Origin of the sequence: Streptomyces sp. NBC_00984 (assembly GCF_045162475.1) — a bacterium.
Lineage (GTDB): Bacteria > Actinomycetota > Actinomycetes > Streptomycetales > Streptomycetaceae > Streptomyces.
In genome coordinates this window covers 8,199,933-8,222,827 of record NZ_CP108734.1, presented here as the reverse complement: position 1 = coordinate 8,222,827, position 22,895 = coordinate 8,199,933, and the positions used below count along the sequence as shown (strand labels likewise).

The window sequence follows — 22,895 nt, the reverse complement described above, 5'->3', positions numbered from 1 at the left end:
ACGGTCCCCGTCACCCGGCGAGCCCGAACCTGCGCAGTCCGGCTGCCACGCGTTCGATGCCCTCGACCGTCCGGATGGACGGGTTCATGGACTGGCCGCTCAGCAGCACGTACCGCTTGTGCCTGACGGCGTCCATGTTCTTCGTGACGGGGTTGGACTCCAGGAATTCGATCTTCTTCGCGGCGCTCTCGGCGGTCTGGGCCTTGCGGGTCAGGTCGCCGACGACCAGGACGTCGGGGTTGCGGTCGGCGACGGTCTCCCAGCTGATCTGGGGCCATTCCTCATGGGTGTCGTCGAAGACGTTCTTCGCGCCGAGCTCTTCGGTGATGATCCCGGGTGCTCCGCAGCAGCCGGCCAGGTACGGGGCCTTGGAGTCGGAGAACCAGTACAGGAGGGTCGCGTCGGAGGCGTCGATGCCCTCGGTCGCCTTCGTCACCTGGGCCCGCAGCTGCGCCACGAGCGCGTCACCGCGCTTCGGTACGCCGAACACCTCGGCCAGTTCGTGCACTTCGCCGTAGACGCTGTCCATGGTCAGCGGGGCGGTACGGGCGCCGTCGCCGCCGCCACTGTTGTCCTTGCCGGTGCAGTCGGCGGGCGAGACATAGGTGGGGACGCCGAGCGATTCGAACTGTTCGCGCGGTGCGACGCCGCCCTTGGCGAGCGTCGATTCGAACGACGCGCTGACGAAGTCGGGCTCGCGGTCGAGGACCTTCTCCGACGACGGCCGGTTGTCCGCGATCCTGGGCACTTCGGCGTTGGCCTTCTCCAGGCCCTTCATCACCGGGTCGGTCCAGGTCGCGGTGGCGGCCATCCGGTCGGCGAGGCCGAGGGAGAGCAGGATCTCCGTCGATCCCTGGTCCACCGAGACGGCGTGCCGTGGCGCGGCTTCGACGGTGACGGTGCGTCCACAGTTCTTCAGCGTCACCGGGTATCCGTCCGCGGAGTCCGGCTTCGCGGCGGAGTCGTCGGTTCCGCCTCCGCAGGCGGTCAGCAGGACGAGTCCCGCCGAGAGCAGGGCCATGATGCGGACGGGGCTGGCTATGGACGGCACGGAGTCCCTCTGCGTCTCTGGGCTCATGCGCGGAGCCCGCTGTACGGAGTTCCGCGGCCCGGTGCCGGGTCGCGGGCGCCAGCAGGTCTTCGGACTCGGGTTCCTTCGGACGGGACGCCTTCCCAGGACACCCGAGGGTGGTCCCAGTGGCCGTGGCCCCGCCCGTCCCCCTCACCGCTGCGCGTCAGTTCCGGATTCTCACCGGATTCCCTGACCCCATGACGTGGAGTTCGACTGGCTCCGGCAAGCTATCACGAGGCTCTGCGCAGCTCATGGGGGGTGTGGCCGGTGGTACGCCGGGCTGTGTGTCCCGTCGCACCACCTGCCGGATGCCTACGGACGCTGAAGGGCGATGACGGCGTTGTGTCCGCCGAAGCCGAAGGAATGGCTGACGGCGCGCCGGATGGGCTGCCGCAGCGGTTGTTCGGTGACGCAGTCGATGTCGAACTCGGGCGCCGGGGCGTCCAGGTTGGCGATCGGTGGTACGACTCCGCGTTGGAGCGTGAGGACCGTGAGTCCGGCCTCGATCGCTCCGGCCGCCCCCATGCAGTGCCCCAGTACACCCTTGGGGGCGGTGACGGGCGGCCGGTGCGGGTAGACCCGGGCGATGAGGGCGGCCTCGGTGGCATCGTTGACCGGGGTCGCCGTGCCGTGTGCGTTGACGTGCTCGACGTCCTCGGCCGCCCAGCCCGCATCGCGCAGCGCGGCCTCCACCGCCGCCTGGGCGACCGTGCCGGACGGATGCGGACTGATGGGGTGGTAGGCGTCGGTGGTGGCGCCGGTACCGGCGAGCAGCGCCCGTGGGGCCGCGCCCCGGGCATCGGCGTCTTCCACCCGTTCCAGCACCATGACGGCCGCGCCCTCGCCCATGACCAGACCGGCCCGGTCGGCCGCGAAGGGACGGCACAGCGTGGCCGGGTCGCCGTCCGTCCGGGCCCCGGCTCCGGACCTGGCGAACCCGGCCATGGCGGCCGGGTAGACGATCGACTCGGTGGCTCCGGCGACAGCGATGTCGCACTGATCGGTGACCAGGAGGTCGCGGGCGACGGACAGCGCGGTGACGCCGGACGAACAGGCGGTGCACGGGGCCATGCTGGGTCCGGTGGCCCGCAGCTGGATCGCGATCTCGGCGGCGGGCATGTTGGGAATGGTGAGCAGGATGCCCGAGGGCGAGGTGGCCCCTGCTCCGAACCGGTCGAGCACGACGGCCTGCTCGGTCAGCGAGGCGGAACCCCCGCTGCTGGTGCCGACGACCACCGCGACCCGGGCGCCCTCCCACCGGGCCGGGTCCAGCCCCGCGTCGGCGACCGCCTCCCGGGCGGCGAGCACGGCGAGTTTCACGTACTTCCCCATGCGGAAGGACGCACGGCCGCCGATCGCGGCGTCCAGGTCGATGCCGTCGACCATGCACGCGAAGTCGATCGCGCACCCTTCGAGCTCGGCGACGGTACGGGCCGGTGACACGCCCGCGCACACGCCCCGCCAGGTGGATTCGGTGTCGTTGCCGACCGGGGTGATCATGCCCAGGCCGGTGACGGCGACGGCCGGCCTGTTCATCGGGCGTTACTCATCGCGGTCCCGCCGCCCACCCGCGCGCCGCGGCCGGCTGCCGGGTCGATGAACCGTGTGATGTCGGCCAGCGTCGCGTCCTTGGGGAGCTGGTCGAAGTCCCGGTTGCCGCCGGCCGTCTCCCTGATGAGGACGGCGAACTCGGCGACGGCGAGGGAGTCCATCTCCAGGCTGTCCATCGTGGAGCCCGGGTGGATCTCGGCAACGGGCACTTTGAAGGTGTGTGTCAGAACCTCGGTGATCTTGGGATGAATCGTACTCATGAGCTTTCTCTCCATCATTCGGTCCGGCTGTCGGGCCGCCGGTGACACCGTCCCGACGCCGAATCAACTGGGTGGAGTGCCTCCAGTTACGCCTTGTGCCGAACCGATTCGGCACCGTCCTCCCCGCGCTCCCCGCACCACCGGGCCAGGACGGACGTCGTACCCCAGTAGGCCAGCAGGACAACCCGGACTCCGAGAGCCCCGGCCGCCTCCCTGATCCGGTGACCCCGTACAGCTGTTCCCCTCCTCGTCATGGCCCTCACCGCTCGTCCTCAACCGTCGCCCGGTCCCCGCCCGTCCGCCAGGCGGCTCCCGGATCGTCGTAGGCAGCCATGTAGTCGGCTCCGGCGATGGGCCAGTCGGCGAGCAGCTCCGGCGGCAGCGCGAAGGACTCGACGAGGTCGGGCAGTTGGGCGGCGACCATGGTGATGAGCTCTTCCACCCGGTCCGGCAGTTCATTGACCTGGTCGGCGGTCAACAGGCCCGCTGCCAGCAGATCACCGCTGTTGCGGGCGATCCGGTCGAGCGCGAAGAGCCGTTGCAGCTCGCCGAGCCGTTCGCGGGCGGGCCCCTCGGGCAGCGCGGCCACCGCTTCCTCGTACGCCTCGGCCGCCTGCCATTGGGCGTGGGCCTCGACGCCGCGCAGGGCGGGCCCGGACGCCACGTTCCACCGCGCGAGCGGGTCACCGTGCGGTGCGAGGCGCATCCGCTCCCGGGCCCGGCCGAACCAGATCCGCTCCAGTTCCGCGAGCAGTCTCCCGAGGAACCGGGGGTCGTCGAGTTCGCCGGGTCCGCCGCCGGAGGAAGCCTCGGGCCCGCCCGGTGCGGTGGCGAAGAGCATCTCCGCGGCCGCCTTGGCGTGGATGGCCATATTGTCGCCCTCGGCGGTGATGGCGCCCTCCACTCCGGTGAGGAGTTCGCTCATGCCGTTGTTCTCCAGGAGCGCCTGGGCGCCGCAGCGTTCACGGCATTCGACGATCACGGACCTGGCCTGCCAGGTGACCCACCCCTTGGCGACGGCGACCAGGCGCTCCGCCTCCTCCCGCTGCCCGCCCCCTTCCCAGCGGTCCAGGGCCCTGCGGTGCAGCAGGCTCATCGCGAAGACGGTGGCCGTGGCGGACGCGAGCGGTCCGTGGTGGCTGCGGTGGGCGATCACCGGCACCTGCCGCGAGCCCCGGGGGCCCGAGACGTACCGGTGGCCGCCGTAGCGGACGGCGACGGCGAGTGTGGCCCGCGCGCAGCCGACCGCGCAGGCCGTCATCGAGATCTTGCCGGAGGTGACCCGCCCGATCGATGCGAGGAAACGACGCCTTCGGTTGTCGAGGGTGCTGCTGAACTCGCCGTCCGCACCGATCCGTCCGTGGTCCCCGCCGAGCAGCGCGGCGCGTTCCACGAAGACCTGGCCGAAGGAGGTCAGGCAGTGGTCCACCGGGCTGCCGGTGCGGGTGGGGAGCCTGCGGATCCGTACGCCGGGCAGAGCCTGTACACCGTCGGTGAGCGGTACGAGAAAGAGGAAGACCCCCTGATCGGCGCCGTCGACGAGCAGCCGCGCGGCCACGAGCCCGGTCTTGGGGCCGCCCGCCGGACTGGTGTTGGGCATGAATTTCTGGGCTCCGGCGTGCGGTGTGCGGAGCACGAATCCGTCGCGCTCGCGGTCGTACTCGGCCGTGGTCTCGACGGCCGCGGCGTCGTTGCCGTGTGCCACCTCCGTACAGAGAAAGGTGCCGATGCGCCGCAGCCTCAGGAAGTCCGACAGATCGCGGTCGCCGCCGTGGTCGAGGAGGCTGCCGAGAAAGAGGTTGTAGTGGATGCCCGCCACCGTGGTCAGCGCCGGGTCCACCGGGCCCAGCCATTCGTGCAGGGCCGCGAGGGCGCGGTGGTCGGCGGCCAGCCGGGCGCCGCTGTCCAGGCAGTCGTTGAGGACGCGCAGCCGCTCGTACGTGAGAGCCAGGCGTTCCTCGGTCGTGCTGCGGTCCGGGCGGCGGAAGGGTTCGGTGCTGATCAGCCGCTGCCAGAAACCGTGCTCCCGGCGGAAGTTGTCGCCGAGGAGCACACCGGTGAGGAGGTCCGTGGACCGTTCCGTGGAAGGGCCGTCGATCGTTGCGGTCATAAAAATATAACGATCAAGCAACGGCTAGGACACCCGGCTCCGCGGGTGGCGGGCCGTCCGCGTCGACGCGTTGGAAAGCGAGTACGACATTGTGTCCGCCGAAGCCGAAGGAGTGGCTCAGCGCCCGCTCGACCTGCTGGATCCGGGGCTCCTTGACCACGCAGTCGAGATCGAACCCGTCCGCCAGCGAGTCCAGGTTGGCGATCGGCGGGACGAGGCCGTGCTCCAGGGTCAGAACGGTGGCGACCGCCTCGATCGCCCCGGACGCCGCGAGGGTGTGCCCGAGCACGCCCTTCGGGGCGGTCACCGACGGCCGGTGGGGGAAGAGCCCGGAGATCAGCGCGGTCTCCATCGCGTCGTTCAGCGGGGTCGACGTGCCGTGCGCGTTGATGTGGTCGACCTCGTGGGCCGCCCAGCCCGCCTCGCGCAGCGCGGCCTCGACGGCCTTGCGCGCGCCGCCGCCGTCCGGGTCCGGGGCCGTGGGGTGATGGGCATCGGTGGCGGAACCCGCACCGGTCAGCAGGGCGCGCGGCCGTCCGCCCCGGGCGAGCGCATCGGCCGTCCGTTCCAGTACGAGCACGGCGGCGCCCTCGCCGATCACGAACCCGTCCCGGTCCGCGGCGAACGGCCGCGACGCCCCCGACGGATCTCCGGTGCGCGGCGAGAGCGCGCCCATTCCGGCGAAGGCGCTCACCACCAGCGGGGTCAGTACGGCCTCCGCACCGCCCGCCACCACCACATCGCACCGGCCGCTCAGCAGCAGGTCGCGGGCGACGGCGAGGGCCGTCGCCCCGGACGCGCAGGCGGTCGCCGGGGCCAGGCTGGGGCCGTGGGCCCGCAGGGCGATGGCCACCTCCCCGGCCGCCGCGTTGGGCATCATCATCGGGACCAGGAGCGGCGACACCGCGTCCGCTCCGCCGTCGTCGAGCCTGCGTACGTTGTCGACGAGCACGGACACCCCGCCCACCCCGACGCCGAGCACCACCGCGACCCGGTCGCCGTCCCACCGCTCCGGCGACAGACCGGCGTCCGCCACCGCCCGGCGGGCGGCGACCAGCGCCATCTTCACGAACCGCGCCATCCGCCACACCGCACGCCCGCCGACCGCCTCGTCCAGGTCGATCCCGTCCACCGGACAGCCGAAGTCGACCGGCAGTCCGGCCAGTTCCTCGCAGCTGCGGGCCATGGACACACCGGCGCACAGCCCCTCCCAGAAGGAGTGCTCGTCCGCGCCCGCGGCAGTCACCATGCCCAGTCCCGTCACCGCGACGTCCTTGTCGACCCGCGTCATGTCCGCCCCCTCCTCCGTAATCGATCACGCCTACCGGTTGTCGAACGGCAGTAGCCCCGGCGAGGATGCGGCCAATGAGCCGAAAGGGTCATCGATACCTCCGGCGGACCGAACGGTGCCGCACGTCACGGTGACCGGGTTCACCCGTCCACAGCAGTCCGCCGTGCCGTGCGCGGCAGCAGGCCATCCCCTGGAGGGATGGAAGCGGACCGTGATCAGCCGAAGCCCCCGGAGGAAAGTGCCGAGCTGGAGGCGCTGCGCGCCAGGGTGGCCGTGCTGGAGGCCCGTGCCCCGACGCGGCACCGGCCGCGGGCCCGTTCCTTCCTCGCCGTGCTGCTCGTCCTCGTCGCGGCCGTCCTCACGCCACTGAGCATCGTCTCCACCTGGGCGAAGAACCAGATCGGCGACACCGACAACTATGTGGCGATGATGGCGCCGCTCGCCTCCGACCACGATGTGCAGACCGCGGTGACCGATCGCGTCACCGGTGCCGTCATGCAGCACCTGGATGTGAAGACCCTGCTGGCCGATGTCTCCCCCGCCGACCGGCCGGTTCTCGACAAGGCGCTGTCGAAGCTGAACGGTCCCCTCACCACGGGCATTTCGAACTTCGTGCACGGGACCGTGGAGAAGTTCCTCGCCGGCGACGCCTTCGCGAGGATCTGGACCGACCTCAACCGGACCGCCCAGTCCGCCGCGGTGAAGGCGCTGTCCGGAAGCGGCGGCGGGGCGGTGAAGCTCACCGACGACACCGTCACCATCGACCTCGCACCGGTCATCGACCGGGTGAAGCAACGCCTCGTCGACCGAGGGCTGGGCGTCGCGGCGAAACTCCCCGAGATCCACACCGATTTCACGGTGCTGACCTCCGACTCGGTGGGCAAGGCCAAGAAGTGGTTCCGGGCCCTCCAGATCATCGGGTTCTGGCTGCCGTTGGTCACTCTGGTGCTGGCCGCGGGCGGGGTCCTCCTCGCGGTGCGCCGCCGCCGCGCCCTGATCACGACGGCGCTCGCGGTCGCGGCCGGTGCCGCGGTGCTCGGCCTGGCCCTGTGGGTGGGCCGCGGGTTCTATCTGGACAGCCTGCCGTCCGGGGTGTCGCAGCCGGCGGCCGGTTCGGTCTTCGACGCTCTGGTCGGCCGGATGCGTGCCCTGGTCCGTATGGTCGTCACGCTCGGCATCGTGGTGGCCCTCGCCGCGTGGCTCACCGGTGACGGCCGCGCCGCCACCCGGGTGACGGCGATGTGGAGCGGCGGCATCGGTGCGGTACGGGACGCGGCCGGTTTCACCGGCGGCCCGGTCGGCCGGTGGGTGCACCGCGCCAGGCGCCCGCTGAACTGGACGGTGGTCGTGGTGGCCGCCGCGGTCCTGGTGGTGTGGGACCGGCCGACCGGTCTGGTCACCGTGTGGATCGCGCTGTGCGCGCTGTTCGTTCTCGCCGTCGTCGAGTTCCTCGACGACGACAGCCGCCCGCACCTGGTGGTGCCCGGGTGAGCAAGGGCTCCCGGGCGCCCCTCCCCCGACCAGGACGTGTTCAGCTCCGGGCGAGTGCCGCCTCCAACTCCGCCTCGTCCGGCGGGTTGGCGCCTGCCCGTGCGACGGTGACCGCGGCGGAGGCCGCCGCGTGACGCAGGACGTCGGCCGTCCGGACCCGGTCCAGCGAGCGCAGCCGCTCCCGGCCGTCCGCGCCGAGCAGCCCGTGCGCGGCGAGGGCATGCAGGGTGCCCGACATGAAGGCGTCGCCCGCCCCCACCGTGTCGACCACCTCGGTGGGCAGCGCGTCGACCGTCACCCGCCCGCCGGGCAGCACGGCCAGCGCGCCGTCGCCGCCCCGGGTGACGAGGACGACCGCCGGACCGGTGGCCAGCCAGCGCTCGGCGACCTGTTCCGGCTCCTGGCCCGGATACAGCCATTCCAGGTCCTCGTCGCTGGCCTTCACCACATCGCTGAGCGCGACGCACCGCTCGACCCGGCGGACGGCGGACGCGTGGTCCCCCATCAGCTCCGGCCGCACATTGGGGTCGTAGCTGACGGTTGCGGCCGTCCGCAGCGATTCGACGGCGCCGAGGACGGTGGCCGCCCCCGGCTCCATCACCGCCGCGATCGAGCCGGTGTGGACGTGGTGCGGTGGCCGGTCCAGGGCGACCGGGCCGAGCGTCCAGCCGATCTCGAAGGTGTACGCGGCCCGGCCGGCGCCGTCCAGGGTGACAGCGGCGGACGGGGTGGGGGCCGTGGCCTCGTCCGTGCGGACCTCGACGCCGGCGCCGGCGAGATGGTCCCTGATCAGCCGGCCGTTGTCGTCGGGGCCGAGTTGGGTGAGCAGGGTGGCGCCGTGCCCGAGCCGGGCCAGACCGTACGCCACGTTGGCCGGGCTGCCGCCCGGGTGGACCTGATCGGCCGCATCCGGCAGCCGGACGATGTCGGCGACGCATTCACCGATGACCAGCAGGTCGAGTCTTTCGGGCATGGGAACGGAGTCTCCTACAGTGCGGTGACGAACGTGTCCTGGTGGGCGGCGCGGCCCCCGAACACATTGAGCCCGATCCTGCCGCGTGTGTGGTGGGTGTCGGTCGCATCGATGACCTGCCGGCCGTCGACGAACGCCTCGGTCCGCGCGCCGCGGGCCCTGATCAGCAGCGGGAGGCTCACCCCCGCGCGGCCCAGCAGGGGTGCCTCGGCGGCCGGCGCCGGTGGTCGTCCAGCGCCCGGCCGGCACGACGGTGAGGTCGCCGAGTCCGCCGCCGCGGAACGCGCCGCCCCGCGGGCCCGGGGGCGGTTCGGGGTCGGTGTCCGTCACCCGGAAGACATCGCGGAGCCGGTGGACGGTCAGCGTGACGATGCGGGCCGCGCCTCCGGCGGCGCAGAAGGCCACGCTCCGGCCGTTCCATTCGCCGGTCGGGGCGCTGAACACGCAGTAGGAGCTGTGACAGACCCGTGTCCCCCGCCCCCTCGACGGGGGCGGGGGACACGGGTCCGCAAGCAGGTCAGGAGGCGTCCTTGCCCCCGTACCGGCGCTCGAACTTGGCGACCTGCCCCTCCGAGTCGACGACGCGCGCCTTCCCGGTGAAGAAGGGGTGGCTCTCGGCGGAGATCTCCACGTCGATGACGGGGTAGCTGTTGCCGTCGTCCCAGTCGATCGTCTGCTCGCTCGACGCGGTGGACCGGGTCAGAAAGGCGTAGCCCGCCGAACGGTCACGGAAGACGACGGGACGGTAGGAAGGGTGCTTGTCCTGCTGCATGCCTGCTCCTGGGGACGTACGGGGGTCGGCGCGGGGCGGTCGTGTCCAGCCTCGCGAACCCGTACGGCCCGCGCGATCGGACACGTCCGTACGGGGGGCGTCGCCGGGCACGCGTACGGGCGTACGCCGACCTTCCGGCTCAGCGCCCGGCCGCCTCCAGCGCCTCGGCCACGAGCGTCAGGAACCGTGCGTGGGCCCGCGAACTGCACACCGGCTCCGGGTTCCACGGCACCACCCGGGCGGCCTCCTCGATCGCCGACCAGTCCGCGTTCGTCCGCAGCTCGCCGAGCGGCGTGGCGTTGGCCCGGACGTCGGCGAGGACCACCGCGGGGCGCAGGGCCACCGCTTCCGCCCAGCCGACCGTGGACCAGTTCAGGCCGGGCCCCTCGGCCGGCTCGACGATGCCGACACCCAGCTCGGCCAGCACGCGCAGCTCGGGCCACATCCGGGGGCGGGCGAGATGTGTCTGTTCCTGCCCGGCCGGGGAGAGGGCGACGACCCGGGGCCCGTCCCCACCGGCCACGAGCGTGCGCAGCCGGTGCCGAGCGGCGTCCAGGTCCTGTGTCGCCGTCTCGGGCTCCTCGGCACCGAGCGAGCGGGCGAGCAGGGCGAACCGGTCACCGATCTCGGCGAGGGTGCGCGCCTGCCCCACGTCGATGACGACGACCGGGACGTGCTCCTCCAGATGCTTGGCGGTCTCCGCGGCGATCCCGTAGACATGGCCGCCGCCGTAGCTGACCGCCACGACGAGATCCGGCTCACCGCTCAGCAGGGTTTCCACGTCCAGGGTGCTGCCCGCACCGAGGTAGCCGACCTCGGCCAACGGAAGCGAACCGGTCTTCGCCGCGTCCGGTACGGCCCGGTCGTCGTGATCGGAGCCGAATATCGCGCTCGGGCGAATCCCGTGGTCCCACAGGGTCGCTCCGGCCTGGACATAGGCGAGCACCCGCTCCGGGCGCCGCCCGGCGGTCGACAACTGTCCACGATCGTCGGAGAACTGCCACACGGTCCGCTCGCTCACGTCACACGCCTCTCGCCACCGGTCACTGCGCCCCGCGCTCCGGGGTCGTACACCAGTACCTGCCCACCAAACTCCGGCCACACCCCACCTGTTGGCCCGGCAGGCACCCCGGCGCATGCCGGGCCCGATCGCGTCGGGCACGGTGACGTCGCCCGTGGAACCTATGCTTGGCCAACTGCACCTTGCGGTGCCGGCGGACCGACAAAGAGGAAGAGCGTGTCACCGGAACAGCGATCCCATGACCTCGAAGCCTATGAGGCCCGGGTGCGCAACGGCCCTTGCTTCGTCTGCGAGTTCGTGGCGGGTGCCCCTGGTGCCGCGCACGTCACGGTGTACGAGGACGACGAGCACATCGCGTTCCTCGACCGGTATCCGACGGTGCCGGGCAAGGTGCTCGTGGCCCCGAAGGCCCACATCGAGCACGCCGTCCGCGATCTGGACGAGTCCGCATACCTGCGGCTGATGTCCGTGGTCCGGAAGGTGGCCCTGGCGGTGGAAGCGGTGGTGAAGCCCGAGCGCACATACCTGCTGTCCCTCGGAAGCCAGCAGGGAAACTCGCATCTCCATTGGCACATCGCCGGCCTCCCTGCGGGAACTCCGTACCGGCGACAGCAGTTTCACGCTCTGATGGCCGAGAACGGCGTGCTGTCCCCCACGGACGAGGAAGCCGCGGCAATGGGCGAGCGCTTGCGCGCGGCGCTCCGGGGATAGTCCGGTCCCGTACGACTCCGCGGCTGAGCACCGGTGGCTCAGCCGCGCGACGGAAGATCGCCTTGTGAGCGCACGCACCGGGCCCGAGATGCATTCCGGCCCAGAAGTCGGTGCCCAGTTCAGAGTTGAGGTGGCGGGCTGGAGCGTGGAGGGTGACGCGCTCAGCGGTCGCCGGGACCGGGGGACGAGGTGGGCAGGTACTCCGCGCATCCGCTCAACTCCGGTAGTTTCGCGGCCGTTTCGTCGTCGGACGGCAAACAGGAGACCAGGGTGACTCCCGGTGCGTCCACCGCCGCCAGCTTCACGTAGTCGAACGTCAGCCTTCCCAGCCGGGGATGGTCGAACGTCCTGCGCGCGGGACGGAAGTCGGCGACATCGTGCGTGTCCCACCACATGCGGAACGCCTCGCTCTTCCGGTACAGGTCGGCGCTCAGGCGCTCGAATGCAGGGTCGCCGGTGTGCCGGTCCGCACCGGCGCGGTACTGCTTCGGCATGGCCTCGGGCGTGCTGTCGACCGGACAGCAGATCGGCGGTTCGGTCGGGGTGGCCGTCCTCGGCGTGGTCTTCTACGGCACGCTGGGCGAGGGCGTCCACACGGGTGTCGCGGCCTACGGGCACGCCCTGACCGCTGCGCTGGCCCTCGACCTCGCAGCGGCCGTCGCCGTATCGGCCCTCCTGCGCCTGCTCCCGCATCCGGCGGCTCCCTGCCACTGAGCCGTGCTCCGGGCACCGGGACAGGGCCCGTCAGCCGGTCCCGGCATCGGGGCCGACACCGAGTCCGGTCAGGAACGCCGCGGCGGCCGGGGTGGGGCGGAAGCGGCTCCAGACCAGGCGCTCCGTGCGTGCGGGGGCGTCGCGGACGGGCAGCACGTGCACGCCGGTCAGTTCCGCCGCGAAGGCGGCCGGCAGCATGGCGATGCCGAGCCCGCTGCGTACCAGCCGGACGATGAAGTCGGTGCCGCTGACCTCGAACGCCACCTCGCGGGTGAGGCCCACCGCCGCGAACGCCTCCTCCGACTGCGCCCGTGCCGCGGTGCCGTCGGGGTAGTCGACGAACATCTCCTGCGCCAGCCGGTCGAGACCCACCTCCGCCTGCCCGGCCAGGGAGTGGGTGGGCGCCACGACGGCGACCAGTTCGCCCGTGGCGAGCTCGTGATCGCTCACGCCCTTCGGCCGGTAGCTGGGCAGCACGCCCAGGAACGCCACGTCGAGCGTCCCGTCCCGCACCTCCTGGACGAGGTCCTTGCTCGCCCCGTCCCGCAGGACGATGTGCACCTTCGGATAGCGGAGGTGGAACACCCGCAGCGCCGCCGGGATGTCGACCGAGGCCACGGTCGGAATGGCGCCCACCGCGAGGCGCCCGCGGACCTCCCCCGCCGTCGCGGCGACCTCGGCGCGGGCCCGCTCCGCCGCGTCCAGCGCCTGCCGGGCCTCCGGCAGGAAGGCCTCGCCCGCCGCGGTGAGCCGTACCTGACGGCTGGTGCGGTCGAAGAGCCTGGCCCCCAGGTCCTTCTCCAGCCGGGCGATCTGATGACTCAGGGCCGACTGGACGACCAGGCACCGCTTCGCGGCGCGCGTGAAGCTGCCCAGTTCCGCCACCGCGACGACGTACCGCATCTGCTGAAGTTCCATCCATCCATCGTGAACCACGATCGATGGAATGAAAAACATGTGTTGGACTCATGGATGGTCGATCCCGGACGCTGGGGCACATGGCTCACTCCACTCACGAAACCCGCAGCCGGGCCGTGCCCCGCGCCGCACTTTCCGAACCGCCGTCGCTCGGGCGCGGTCTGGTTCTGCTGATGGCTCTCGCCGCCGCCCTCTCCTGCGCCGGGAACTACTTCGCGCAGCCGCTCCTCGACATCATCGAGGTGAATCTGCACATCGGTGTCACCGCGGCGGGGCTGATCGTCACCGCTGCCCAGGCCGGATACGCGCTGGGGCTGATTCTGCTCGTCCCGCTCGGCGACGTCATGGACCGACGACGGCTCGCCGTGGGCCTGTTCGGGCTCACCGCATTCTTCCTCCTGGTCACGGCCGCCGCTCCCACCGGCCCGTGGCTGATCGCGGGCACGCTGCTGACCGCGCTGGCCTCCGTCGGTGCCCAGGTCGTGGTGCCGTTCGCGGCGGCCCTCGCGGCTCCGGCCGAGCGCGGCAGGATCGTCGGCGTCGTCATGTCCGGCGTGCTGCTCGGCGGGCTGTTCGGACGGCTGGCCGCCGGCGCGCTGTCCGAGCTCGGCGGCTGGCGGACCGTGTACTGGGTGAACGCGCTGCTGATGGCCGCCATGGCGATACTTCTGCACAACCGGCTCCCCCGCCTGCCCCGGCCACGCTCCACGTCCACGATGTCGTACACCGGGCTTCTGCGCTCCACCCTGGCCCTGCTGCGGGAGGAGCCCCTGCTGCGCCGACGGGCGGCCATCGGCGCGTTCTCCATGGCCTCGTACAGCGTGCAGCTGACCGCGCTGACGTTCCTGCTGACCCGGCCGCCCTTCCACTGGAACGCGGCCGCCATCGGGCTCTTCGGTCTGGTGGGCGTCATCGGTGTGGTGGGCATGAACATCGCGGCCCGGTTGAGCGACCGCGGCCGGGTGCAGGCCGTATCGGGAACGGCGGCCGCGCTCCTCACGCTCGCCTGGCTGCCGCTGCTGGCCGGTGAGTCGTCCCTGCTGTGGCTGACGGTCGGCGTGATCCTGCTGAACATCGCCCAGCAGGCAGGACTCAACAGCAGCCAGAACGTGATCTACGCGCTCCGCCCGGAGGCCCGCAACCGGATCAACTCCGCGTTCATGACGCTCTTCTTCATGGGCGGGGCGGCCGGAGCGGCACTCGCCTCGGTGGTCTGGTCCAGGGCGGGCTGGAGCGGCATCTGCCTCCTGGGCGGTGCGCTCGCCGCGGGCAGCCTGGTGCTGTGGATCCTGGAGCGCGTACGGGCGGCCTCCGCCGCACGTCCCGGCGCCGTCACCGTCAGTCGTTGACAGCGGTCAGCAGCACCACGGCGTCCTCCAGTGCCAGCAGCCCGTGCCGTTCCTGCGGGATCGGCTGGAGCCATCCGGCGCTCAGCTCCACATCGCCGGAGGCCGCCGTGAGACGGACCCTGCCGCGGAGCACCTGGAGGGAGGCCGCGGCGGGGGCGTTGTGCTCGTCGAGGGCGGAACCCGAGGTGAGGGCGATGACGGTCTGTCTCAGGGGTTCCTCATGCAGCAGGCGGTGGGCGCTGCGGCCGTGCGCGGAGGCTCGGGCCGCGGTCAGATGCTCGTCGGCGAGGGCATTGAGATCGTCCATGTGCCCACTCTGCCGCAGTGCCCGTCCCCCCGCGATCCTGCCGCCCGCCCGGCCGCGCGGATCATCCGTCCGCCTGCCCGGAGGGGCGGTCGTACGGCCGCAGCCAGGCCGCGGTGTCTCGCGGGAGCCACCCCTGCTCGTCCAGCGGGCCGCTGAGGAGGAGGGTGTCCGTGTCCTCGGGCAGTTCCACGGGATCCTCCCCCAGATTGACCACACAGGCCGGTCCGCCGGTGCGGGTGAAGGCGAGGACGCCGGGTGCGGAGGGCAGCCAGGTCAGCTGCCGGCCACCGGCCCCCGCCGCGCGGAAGCCGGGCTCGGTCCGGCGCAGCCGCAGCGCCTCGCGGTAGAGGCTGAGCATCGACTCCGGGTCGGTGCTCTGCCGGTCGGCGGCGTACGAGGACCAGCCGGCCGGCTGCGGAAGCCATGGCTCCGTGGTGGAGCCGAATCCGGCGTACGGTGCCTGCGCCGACCACGGAAGCGGTACCCGGCAGCCGTCGCGTCCCGGGTCGGTGCCGCCCGAGCGCAGGTGCATCGGGTCCTGGATCCGGTCGCGCGGGACATCGGCTTCCGGAAGTCCCAGTTCCTCGCCCTGGTAGAGGTAGACCGCGCCGGGCAGGGCGAGCGACAGCAGGGCCGCGGCGCGGGCCCGTCGGCTGCCCAGTGCCAGGTCCGTCGGCGTGCCGAAGGTCTTGGCGCCGAAGGCGAATCCGGTGTCCTCGCGGCCGTACCTGGTGGCGGTCCGGGTCACGTCGTGGTTGCACAGGACCCAGGTGGCGGGGGCGCCGACCGCGGCGTGCTCGGCGAGCGTGTCGTCGATCGTGGCGCGCAGCCGCCCGGCGTCCCAGGGGCAGGCCAGGAAGTTGAGGTTGAAGGCGGTGTGCAGTTCGTCGGGGCGCAGATAGCGGGCGAAGCGCTCGCTGTCCGGGAGCCAGACCTCACCGACGAAGACGCCCCCGTACTCGTCCGCGATGGCCCGCCATGAGCGGTAGATGTCATGGAGTTCGTCGCGGTCGCTGAACGGGTGGGGGTCGCGGCCCGCGACGAAGTCGGGCAGTGCGGGATCCTTCGCGAGCAGGGCCGCCGAGTCGATCCGGATGCCCGACACACCCCGGTCGAACCAGAAGCGGAGCACGTCCTCGTGCTCCTGGCGGACCGCCGGATGTGCCCAGTTGAGGTCGGGCTGCTGGGCGGCGAACAGGTGCAGGTACCACTCGCCGTCCGCGAGCCGGGTCCAGGGGACGCCGCCGAATTCGGAGACCCAGTCGTTGGGCGGGAGTTCGCCGTCCGGGCCGCGACCGGGCCGGAAGTGGAAGAGTTCCCGCTCGGGGCTGCCCGGCCCGGCGGCCAGGGCGGCGCGGAACCACGCGTGCTGGTCGGAGACGTGGTTGGGGACGATGTCGACGATCGTGCGGATGCCCAGTCCACGGGCGTCCGCGATCAGTCCCTCGGCCTCGGTGAGACTGCCGAACGCGGGGTCGATGGTGCGGTAGTCGGCCACGTCGTACCCGCCGTCGGCGAGCGGCGACAGATACCAGGGCGTGAACCAGATCGCGTCCACGCCCAGTTCGACGAGGTGCGGCAGCTTGGCGCGCACGCCGGCGAGATCGCCGGTTCCGTCCCCGTCGCCGTCGGCGAAGCTGCGTACGTAGATCTGATAGATGGCGGCGTCTCGCCACCAGTCCGCGGTGTCCCGGGGCGCGGGGCCGACTGCCACGTACATGTTCCTCTCGCGGGGAGCTGACACAGCGCCCTCGGCAGGGGCTCCGCCGGGACGCGGCACACTCAACCACCGCACACGGAGGAGATCAACACCTCGGCCTCCGGCCGGATCCTCGTCCCGGACGGCGGACCGTGTCAGCCGTGCGCCGTCCACCGGTATCTGACGTCCGGTTCCCGCTCCTCGTTGCGACTGCCGTCGTCGAACCCGACCGCGGTGAACCCGTGCCGCTCGTAGAAGGCACGGGCGTCCGTGTTGCGCTGGAAGACGTACAGCGTGAGCTCCTCGGGCGAGAGCTCGCGCACCTCGGCCAGGAGCAGTGAGCCGATGCCCCGGCGCCGTGCGTCGGGGCGCAGGTAGAGGTGTTCCAGCTCGGTTCCGTCGAGGGAGGCGAAGCCCAGCGGTTCCCCGGCACCGGTCTCGGCGATCCGCACCGTCGTTCCGGGCAGGACGACATGGGTCATCCAGGCGAGCGTGTCCTCGTCGCTGTGCACCTTGGGCAGGTACGGCATGGACGCGGCGCGCGAGTCGAGGAAGAGCCGGGTCAGCGGCCCGGCGTCCTCGGCGGTGGCCCCGCGCAGCTCCACCCGGCTGTCCGGCGCAAGATCGTTCGGTGCCATCTCGTCCCTCCTGGTCCGGCCGGAAACCCGCCGCTTCGCGCAGTCCGCGGTGGACTGCTCATGATCGTGGACGAACCTATGCCCGGTCCCGTCGCGGCCGCCAGCGGGTTTCGGCCCGTCCGTCCGGGCGGGGCAGTCGCGGGGCGGTGCGGGCCACCCGCGAAAATGTGGCGGGAAGACCGAAGCGACCGACCGATACGGAGGAGTGGGCAGATGCCGCACGAACGAGCTGGACAGCCGGCCCGGCCGGAGGATCTCATCGATGTGGCCCGGCTGGTGACGGCGTATTACGCGCTGCACCCGGACCCGGCCGAGCCGGACCAGCGGGTGGCGTTCGGTACCTCCGGTCACCGCGGGTCGTCCACGGCCACCGCGTTCAACGAGGACCACATCGCCGCCACCAGCCAGGCGATCAGCGAGTACCGGGCGCGCCAGGGCACGGACGGGCCGCTCTTCCTCGGTGCCGACACCCATGCGTTGTCGGAGCCGGCCCGGATCACCGCCGTCGAGGTGTTCGCCGCCAACGACGTGACCGTGCTCATCGATCCGGCCGACGGCTACACCCCGACGCCGGCGGTCTCGCACGCCGTCCTCGGCCACAACCGGGGCCGGATGGCGCGGCTCGCCGACGGTGTGGTGGTCACGCCCTCCCACAACCCGCCCGGCGACGGCGGGTTCAAGTACAACCCGCCGAACGGCGGCCCCGCCGGGTCCGATGCCACCGGCTGGATCCAGGAGCGGGCCAACGAGATCATCGCCGCCGGGATGAAGGACGTACGCCGGCTGCCGTACGCCCGCGCACGGGCGGCGTCGACCACCGGGACGTACGACTTCCTCGGCACCTATGTGGCCGACCTGCCGTCCGTGCTCGACCTGGACGCGGTCCGCACGGCCGGAGTGCGTATCGGCGCCGACCCGTTGGGCGGCGCGTCGGTCGCGTACTGGGGCCGGATCGCCGAACAGCACCGGCTCGATCTGACGGTGGTCAATCCGCTGACCGACCCCACCTGGCGGTTCATGACGCTGGACTGGGACGGAAAGATCCGGATGGACTGCTCGTCGCCGTACGCGATGGCCTCGCTGATCGGGCAGCGCGACCGCTATCAGATCGCGACCGGGAACGACGCCGACGCCGACCGGCACGGCATCGTGACACCGGACGCCGGGCTGATGAACCCGAACCACTACCTCGCCGTCGCCATCGACTACCTGTACGCGCACCGCGAGCAGTGGCCGGCCTCCGCGGGGGTCGGCAAGACGCTGGTCTCGTCGGGGATGATCGACCGGGTCGCCGCCGGTCTGGGCCGTGAGCTGGTCGAAGTGCCGGTCGGCTTCAAGTGGTTCGTGGACGGCCTGGCCGACGGCTCGCTCGGGTTCGGCGGCGAGGAGTCCGCCGGAGCCTCGTTCCTGCGCCGCGACGGATCGGTGTGGACGACCGACAAGGACGGCATCCTCCTGGCGCTGCTCGCCTCGGAGATCCTCGCGGTGACGGGCAAGTCCCCGTCCGAGCACTACGCCGCGCTCACCGCCCGGTTCGGCGAGCCGGCGTACGCCCGGATCGACGCCCCCGCCGACCGCGAGCAGAAGGCGGTGCTCGCGCGGCTCTCACCCGAGCAGGTCACGGCCGACACCCTGGCCGGTGAACCGGTCACGGCCGTACTGACCCGGGCGCCCGGCAACGGCGCGCCGATCGGCGGCATCAAGGTGACCACCGAGAACGCCTGGTTCGCCGCCCGCCCCTCGGGCACCGAGGACGTGTACAAGATCTACGCGGAGTCCTTCCTGGGCGCCGACCATCTCGGCCGGGTGCAGGAGGAGGCCAGGGCCGTGGTCTCCGCGGCCCTGGAGGCCTGAGTCCGGCCGGGGCCGCCCTCGGGCGGCCCCGGCCGTGCGGCGGGCTCAGCGGACGACGTCCACGAAGACCGGGTTGGTGTAGAACCAGGTGTCCAGCCACGGGTTGCCCCGGCCCGGCTCGTGCGGCAGCGGGCCGTGCGGGTCGATCGCCGCGCCGAGGAACCCCTTGCCGTGGCGCTTGCCGTCGCTGCCGCGCAGCCGCAGGTAGAACGGCTCGTCCGCGCGGCCGACCGGGATGCGCAGGGTGTACGTGCCGCGGCGGCCCGAGACATCGGCGGTGTGGGCGAGCCGGGTGTCGGGGGCACGCCAGTCGTCGCGGTCGGCGGCCGGTCCGCGGACCGCGCCGCGGATGACGTCGACATGTTCCAGACGCGGCAGCACACCGTAGGGGTTGCGGCGGGACGCGGCGGTCACCGTGACGGTGAGGGTGAGCCGCTCGCCGCGCCGGGCGCGCAGCCGGCCGCCGAGCGTGGCGCTGTTGCCGTGCTCGCCGCGCACCTTGACGTCGATGCCGTCGACGAGATGGCCGTGGTCGACCCAGACCCGGCCGGCCCGCAGCCCCTCCATCACGTTCCGGTAGCCGTACCGGGTGACGCCGACGTGCGTACGGCTGAACTGGCCGGGCCAGAAGTCGCCGCCGGGCTGCGGTTCAGTGGTGTTGTACGGGTCGGGGAGGTGGCCGGTGTTGTCGAAGTCCCGGCCGGGCGGCCAGTCGCCGTTGACCCAGGTGTCCTGGGCCACGCGGTGGACGTCGGAGTTGGAGGTGATCGTGAAGAGCTTGCCCTCCGCCAGCATGGCGTCCCACAGGCCGCCGACGGTCGCGGTGGCCCAGTCGAATCCGCCGTAGGTGACGTAGGCCTCGCGCGGGTAGCCCGGCCAGGAGTCGGCGGACGGTGAGTTGGTGTACTCGCCGCGGATGTTGCTGTCCGGGTGCCAGCCCGGGATCGCACCGGCCTGGGCGCCGGGGGCGCCCTCCATGCCGATCATGATCTCGGGGGCGGCGTCGCGCCAGCCGCGCATCTCGTGCGGGGAGTCGATGCCGAGGCGCATGGGGTGGTTGGCGAGGACGAGCACGTCGTCGACGTACCGGGTGCGGCGCTGTTCGGCCAGCCACTTGAGGGCCTTGAGCGCGTGCGCCTCGTTGCGCGGGGTGTCGGGGTGCGTCGGGGCGCCGGCCGTGTAGCCGAGCAGCTTGCCGTCGAAGGCCTCCTCGAAGCGGGTGAGGAGGTCGACCTCGTGCCGTCCGGGGGGCGAGAAGACGGTGCAGTGCTCGGCTCCGGGGATGTACCACTCCAGCCCCTGGAAGATCAGCATGCGCTTGTTGTCGGCGCGGGCCTTCAGGATCTCCCGGTGCTCCTGCGCGGCGCCGAACTCGGCGTGGCCGATGTTGCTGTGCTCCGTGAAGACCATCCAGTCGAGGCCGAACTTCTGTCCTGCCGAGGCAAGTTGGGAGAAGGTGTACTTGGCGTCGTGGCTGTACACGGAGTGGTTGTGATGGTCGCCGACCAGATAGACCAGGTCCGGGGCGTGTCCGTGACCGTGCCCGTGGGACCGGCCTCCCCGGCTGTCGGCCAGGGCGGGCAGCGGCAGCGAGGCGGCGGCGAAGGCCGCGCCGAACAGACCGGCGCGGCGCATCAGCCCTCGGCGACTGAGGCCCTGGGGGTCGAGCGACTCCGCGGGAACCTGGGGGTCGGCCCATTCGGGCACGGGGTGGGACATGACGCGTCGTTCTCCTTCGTGCGGGGCGGCGGCGGTCCGGGGCCGGACCGCAGGGCCGCCACCAGGAGGATTTCTTCATTCCGGAACCGGCCGGTGAACCCGGGACGAAATGCGGGAGTCGCGCCCGTGGCACGTCGGTGCGGTCGCGCGCACCGGCCGGACGGCGCTCCCCCGTCCGCCGCTCCCCGGGTGGCGGAGTACGCGCGGTGCGCCGACGCTTGTCCCTAACCTGCCGATCCGGGCGGGCGGGCGGAGCCTGATGGGGGTGAATCCGTGTCGGACGCCGGTGCACCGGTCCCCGAGCCGGCAGGGGCCGACGCTATGGCGGCGGCGATTCTGCACACCCTGTTCGCCCAGTCCGCCGTGGGACTGCATGTACTGGACACGCGGTTGCGGGTGATACGGGCGAACGTCCTGTCCGACACCGTTCCCGCCGAGCGCCTCGCGGGGCAGTACTTCACCGACGCGTACCGGCTGGAGAGGCCGCACGAGGCGGAGCGGGTGCTGCGCGGAGTGCTGGAGAGCGGTGTGGCCGTGCGCGATCTCGTGGTCCGCGGCCGGCTCATGGACATGCCCGGCCCCGATCGCAGCCTCAAGGTGTCCGTCCACCGGCTGGACGACGCCCGGGGGCGGACGCTCGGGCTGCTGGCCACGGTCGTCGATGTGGACGAGGAGGAGAAGGCGCGCACCCGGGCGGCGTGTCTGACCGCGGTGCGCACCCGGGTGGGCAGGTCGCTCGATGTGGCGGCCACCTGCGAGGGGCTCGTCGAATCCGTGGTGCCGGTGCTCGCCGACTTCGCCGTCGTCGAGGTGGTGGACGAGGTCCTGCGGGGATCGGATCCGCCGATGGGGCCGCTGGGACACGATGTCCCGCTGCGCCGCGCGGCCCTCCGGGGTCTCGGTGCCGACGGTCACCGGGACGGCCTGGTCGGCGAGATGCGCCGGCTGCCCGCCCGTACGCCCTACGCGTTGGCCGTTTCGGACCTGCGGCCCCGGCTGGTCCGGATCACCGCGCGGACGCCCTGGCTGGCCTCGGCCCCCGCCAGCACGCGGCTGATCGAGGCGATCGGGGCCCACTCCATGATCGTGGTCCCGCTGAAACTGCACGGCGCGGTCCTCGGACTGGTGAGTCTCTACCGGTGCCGGGAGTCGGAGCCCTTCGAGGAGAACGACCTCCCGCTGACGCTGACGGCCGCCGCCCATGTCGCCCTCAGCATCGACAACGCGCGGCAGTACGAGCGCGACCACGTGATCGCTTCGACGGTCCAGCGCCGGCTCCTTCCGCAGCACGACAGCGACCACGTCGCCGTGGAGACCGCCCATGTCCTGCTGCCCGGACGCAACAGCGGCTCCTGGTTCGACACCATCGGCCTCTCCGGCGCCCGCACCGCCCTGATCGTCGGTGCCGTCGAGGGGCCGGGGCTCCAGACGGCCATCACCATGGGCCAGTTGCGGACCGCCATCCACGCGCTGGCCGGACTCGACCTGGAACCCGACGAGGTGCTCGCCCGGCTGGCCGACACCGCCGACCGCCTCGCCGGGGAACGGGCGGCGCTGCCGCCGGGGGACCGGCTGCTCGGGCAGTCCCTGTCGGCGACCTGCATGTACGCCGTCCACGACCCGTTCGCCGGCACCTGCACCATCGCGCGGGCGGGGGACGCGACAGCGGGCCTCGTCGCCCCCGACGGCACCACGAAGCCCCTGGACGTGCCCGAGGGTCCCCGGCTCTTCTCCGGCGACAGCGCCCCCTTCGCCACGGCCACCTTCGCACCCGACGAAGGCAGCGTTCTGGCGTTCTTCTCCGGCACCCCCATGCCCGAGGGCCGGCAGTCGGCGGGCCTGCGCGAGGCCTTCGCGGACCCCGGCCGCAGCCTGCAGGACCTGTGCGACGACGTGGTCTACAACCTTCCGGCCGACGCACACCCCGGGGGCGCCGCCCTGCTCCTCGCCCGGACCGGCGTGGTCCCGCCGGACCGGGTCGCGGCCTGGGAGCTGCTCCAGGACCGGACCACGCCGGGCATGGCCCGCACGCTCGTGCGCGACCGGCTCGACGGCTGGCACGTCGACGAGGAGACGATCGAGGCGACCGAACTCATCGTGAGCGAGCTCGTCACCAACGCGGTCCGCTACGGCACCCCTCCCCTGCGGCTGCGGCTGATCCTGGACCGCACGCTCACTTGCGAAGTGCACGACAGCAGCCCGGTCTCACCCCATCTGCGCCATGCCCGCACGGTCGACGAGGGCGGACGCGGACTGTTCATCGTCTCCCAGCTCGCCACCCACTGGGGCACCCGCTACAGCGCCGACGGCAAGACCCTGTGGACCGAGCAGGAGCTCGGTCCCGCCACGGACGATTCCTGACCGGGGCCGGACGCTTCCGTGACGGGCCATTGCACCCGGAGAACAACAGTGGTTGGCTGGACAACAGAAGATATGAATCGGGGT

At 72.2% G+C, this 22,895-nt stretch carries 21 protein-coding genes and 1 riboswitch; of the genes, 6 read left to right on the top strand and 15 right to left on the bottom strand.

Annotation, left to right across the window (positions count from 1 at the left end; genetic code table 11):
* Positions 1-10 precede the first annotated feature (10 nt).
* The 5 genes from OG520_RS36540 to OG520_RS36520 form a co-directional block, all read right to left on the bottom strand.
* Positions 11-1,078 carry an ABC transporter substrate-binding protein gene (locus OG520_RS36540; RefSeq protein ID WP_406015971.1) on the bottom strand — a complete coding sequence of 356 codons (1,068 nt, stop codon included), beginning with the start codon at positions 1,076-1,078 and terminating at the stop codon, positions 11-13.
* 35 nt (positions 1,079-1,113) lie between these two features.
* A riboswitch (cobalamin riboswitch) is annotated at positions 1,114-1,305 on the bottom strand.
* Between the two features lie 79 nt (positions 1,306-1,384).
* Positions 1,385-2,608, bottom strand: coding sequence for a beta-ketoacyl-[acyl-carrier-protein] synthase family protein (locus OG520_RS36535; RefSeq protein ID WP_406015970.1), 1,224 nt, complete (start codon positions 2,606-2,608; stop codon positions 1,385-1,387).
* Positions 2,605-2,883, bottom strand: a complete 279-nt coding sequence (locus OG520_RS36530) for an acyl carrier protein (RefSeq protein ID WP_399335704.1) — start codon at positions 2,881-2,883, stop codon at positions 2,605-2,607. Before OG520_RS36530 ends, OG520_RS36535 begins: the two co-directional genes overlap by 4 nt.
* Positions 2,884-3,142: 259 nt before the next feature.
* Entirely contained in the window at positions 3,143-4,993 is a 1,851-nt protein-coding gene (locus OG520_RS36525; protein ID WP_406015969.1) for an acyl-CoA dehydrogenase, read from the bottom strand.
* A gap of 13 nt (positions 4,994-5,006) precedes the next feature.
* On the bottom strand, positions 5,007-6,284 hold the full coding sequence (locus OG520_RS36520; RefSeq protein WP_406015968.1) for a beta-ketoacyl-[acyl-carrier-protein] synthase family protein: 1,278 nt from the start codon (positions 6,282-6,284) through the stop codon (positions 5,007-5,009).
* A 198-nt stretch (positions 6,285-6,482) separates the two neighbouring features.
* On the opposite strand from OG520_RS36520, the gene OG520_RS36515 reads away from it, so the two are divergent.
* Positions 6,483-7,775: a hypothetical protein gene (locus OG520_RS36515; protein ID WP_406015967.1), complete on the top strand. Its 1,293-nt coding sequence runs from the start codon at positions 6,483-6,485 to the stop codon at positions 7,773-7,775.
* A gap of 40 nt (positions 7,776-7,815) precedes the next feature.
* On the opposite strand, the gene OG520_RS36510 is transcribed toward OG520_RS36515, so the two are convergent.
* The 4 genes from OG520_RS36510 to OG520_RS36495 form a co-directional block, all read right to left on the bottom strand.
* Complete coding sequence (locus tag OG520_RS36510; protein ID WP_406015966.1) at positions 7,816-8,748, bottom strand: carbohydrate kinase; 933 nt, start codon at positions 8,746-8,748, stop codon at positions 7,816-7,818.
* Between the two features lie 14 nt (positions 8,749-8,762).
* Positions 8,763-8,930 carry a hypothetical protein gene (locus OG520_RS36505; RefSeq protein WP_406015965.1) on the bottom strand — a complete coding sequence of 56 codons (168 nt, stop codon included), beginning with the start codon at positions 8,928-8,930 and terminating at the stop codon, positions 8,763-8,765.
* Between the two features lie 335 nt (positions 8,931-9,265).
* Positions 9,266-9,520 carry a type B 50S ribosomal protein L31 gene (locus OG520_RS36500; RefSeq protein WP_399335717.1) on the bottom strand — a complete coding sequence of 85 codons (255 nt, stop codon included), beginning with the start codon at positions 9,518-9,520 and terminating at the stop codon, positions 9,266-9,268.
* Positions 9,521-9,659: 139 nt separating this feature from the next.
* A complete protein-coding gene (locus OG520_RS36495; protein ID WP_406015964.1) occupies positions 9,660-10,541 on the bottom strand; it encodes an ABC transporter substrate-binding protein in 882 nt (293 codons plus the stop codon).
* A gap of 264 nt (positions 10,542-10,805) precedes the next feature.
* On the opposite strand from OG520_RS36495, the gene OG520_RS36490 reads away from it, so the two are divergent.
* Complete coding sequence (locus OG520_RS36490; RefSeq protein WP_406015963.1) at positions 10,806-11,252, top strand: HIT family protein; 447 nt, start codon at positions 10,806-10,808, stop codon at positions 11,250-11,252.
* 161 nt (positions 11,253-11,413) lie between these two features.
* On the opposite strand, the gene OG520_RS36485 is transcribed toward OG520_RS36490, so the two are convergent.
* Complete coding sequence (locus tag OG520_RS36485) at positions 11,414-11,746, bottom strand: hypothetical protein (RefSeq protein WP_406015962.1); 333 nt, start codon at positions 11,744-11,746, stop codon at positions 11,414-11,416.
* Between OG520_RS36485 and OG520_RS36480 the strand changes: the two genes are divergently transcribed.
* Positions 11,745-11,966 (top strand): hypothetical protein, encoded by a 222-nt coding sequence (locus tag OG520_RS36480; RefSeq protein ID WP_406015961.1) that lies wholly within the window; start codon positions 11,745-11,747, stop codon positions 11,964-11,966. The two genes, OG520_RS36485 and OG520_RS36480, sit on opposite strands and share 2 nt — an antisense overlap.
* Positions 11,967-11,996: 30 nt before the next feature.
* Here the strand turns inward: OG520_RS36480 and OG520_RS36475 are convergent, their stop codons facing one another.
* Positions 11,997-12,884, bottom strand: a complete 888-nt coding sequence (locus OG520_RS36475) for a LysR family transcriptional regulator (protein WP_399335726.1) — start codon at positions 12,882-12,884, stop codon at positions 11,997-11,999.
* 80 nt (positions 12,885-12,964) lie between these two features.
* Between OG520_RS36475 and OG520_RS36470 the strand changes: the two genes are divergently transcribed.
* Positions 12,965-14,233 carry an MFS transporter gene (locus tag OG520_RS36470; RefSeq protein WP_399335728.1) on the top strand — a complete coding sequence of 423 codons (1,269 nt, stop codon included), beginning with the start codon at positions 12,965-12,967 and terminating at the stop codon, positions 14,231-14,233.
* Here OG520_RS36470 and OG520_RS36465 read toward each other — a convergent pair.
* The 3 genes from OG520_RS36465 to OG520_RS36455 form a co-directional block, all read right to left on the bottom strand.
* The gene (locus tag OG520_RS36465; protein ID WP_266423729.1) at positions 14,223-14,540 is read right to left on the bottom strand and encodes a cupin; all 318 of its coding nucleotides are present in this window, start codon (positions 14,538-14,540) and stop codon (positions 14,223-14,225) included. The genes OG520_RS36470 and OG520_RS36465 overlap by 11 nt on opposite strands.
* A 61-nt stretch (positions 14,541-14,601) precedes the next feature.
* Positions 14,602-16,260, bottom strand: a complete 1,659-nt coding sequence (locus OG520_RS36460; protein ID WP_406015960.1) for a glycoside hydrolase family 13 protein — start codon at positions 16,258-16,260, stop codon at positions 14,602-14,604.
* A gap of 134 nt (positions 16,261-16,394) precedes the next feature.
* Positions 16,395-16,877: a GNAT family N-acetyltransferase gene (locus OG520_RS36455; protein ID WP_406015959.1), complete on the bottom strand. Its 483-nt coding sequence runs from the start codon at positions 16,875-16,877 to the stop codon at positions 16,395-16,397.
* 213 nt (positions 16,878-17,090) lie between these two features.
* On the opposite strand from OG520_RS36455, the gene pgm reads away from it, so the two are divergent.
* Positions 17,091-18,731: a phosphoglucomutase (alpha-D-glucose-1,6-bisphosphate-dependent) gene (gene pgm / locus OG520_RS36450; protein ID WP_406015958.1), complete on the top strand. Its 1,641-nt coding sequence runs from the start codon at positions 17,091-17,093 to the stop codon at positions 18,729-18,731.
* 45 nt (positions 18,732-18,776) lie between these two features.
* Here pgm and OG520_RS36445 read toward each other — a convergent pair whose 3' ends face one another.
* Complete coding sequence (locus OG520_RS36445) at positions 18,777-20,450, bottom strand: PHP domain-containing protein (protein ID WP_399335737.1); 1,674 nt, start codon at positions 20,448-20,450, stop codon at positions 18,777-18,779.
* 321 nt (positions 20,451-20,771) lie between these two features.
* Between OG520_RS36445 and OG520_RS36440 the strand changes: the two genes are divergently transcribed.
* Complete coding sequence (locus OG520_RS36440) at positions 20,772-22,811, top strand: SpoIIE family protein phosphatase (protein ID WP_406015957.1); 2,040 nt, start codon at positions 20,772-20,774, stop codon at positions 22,809-22,811.
* The last annotated feature ends 84 nt before the right edge of the window (positions 22,812-22,895 follow it).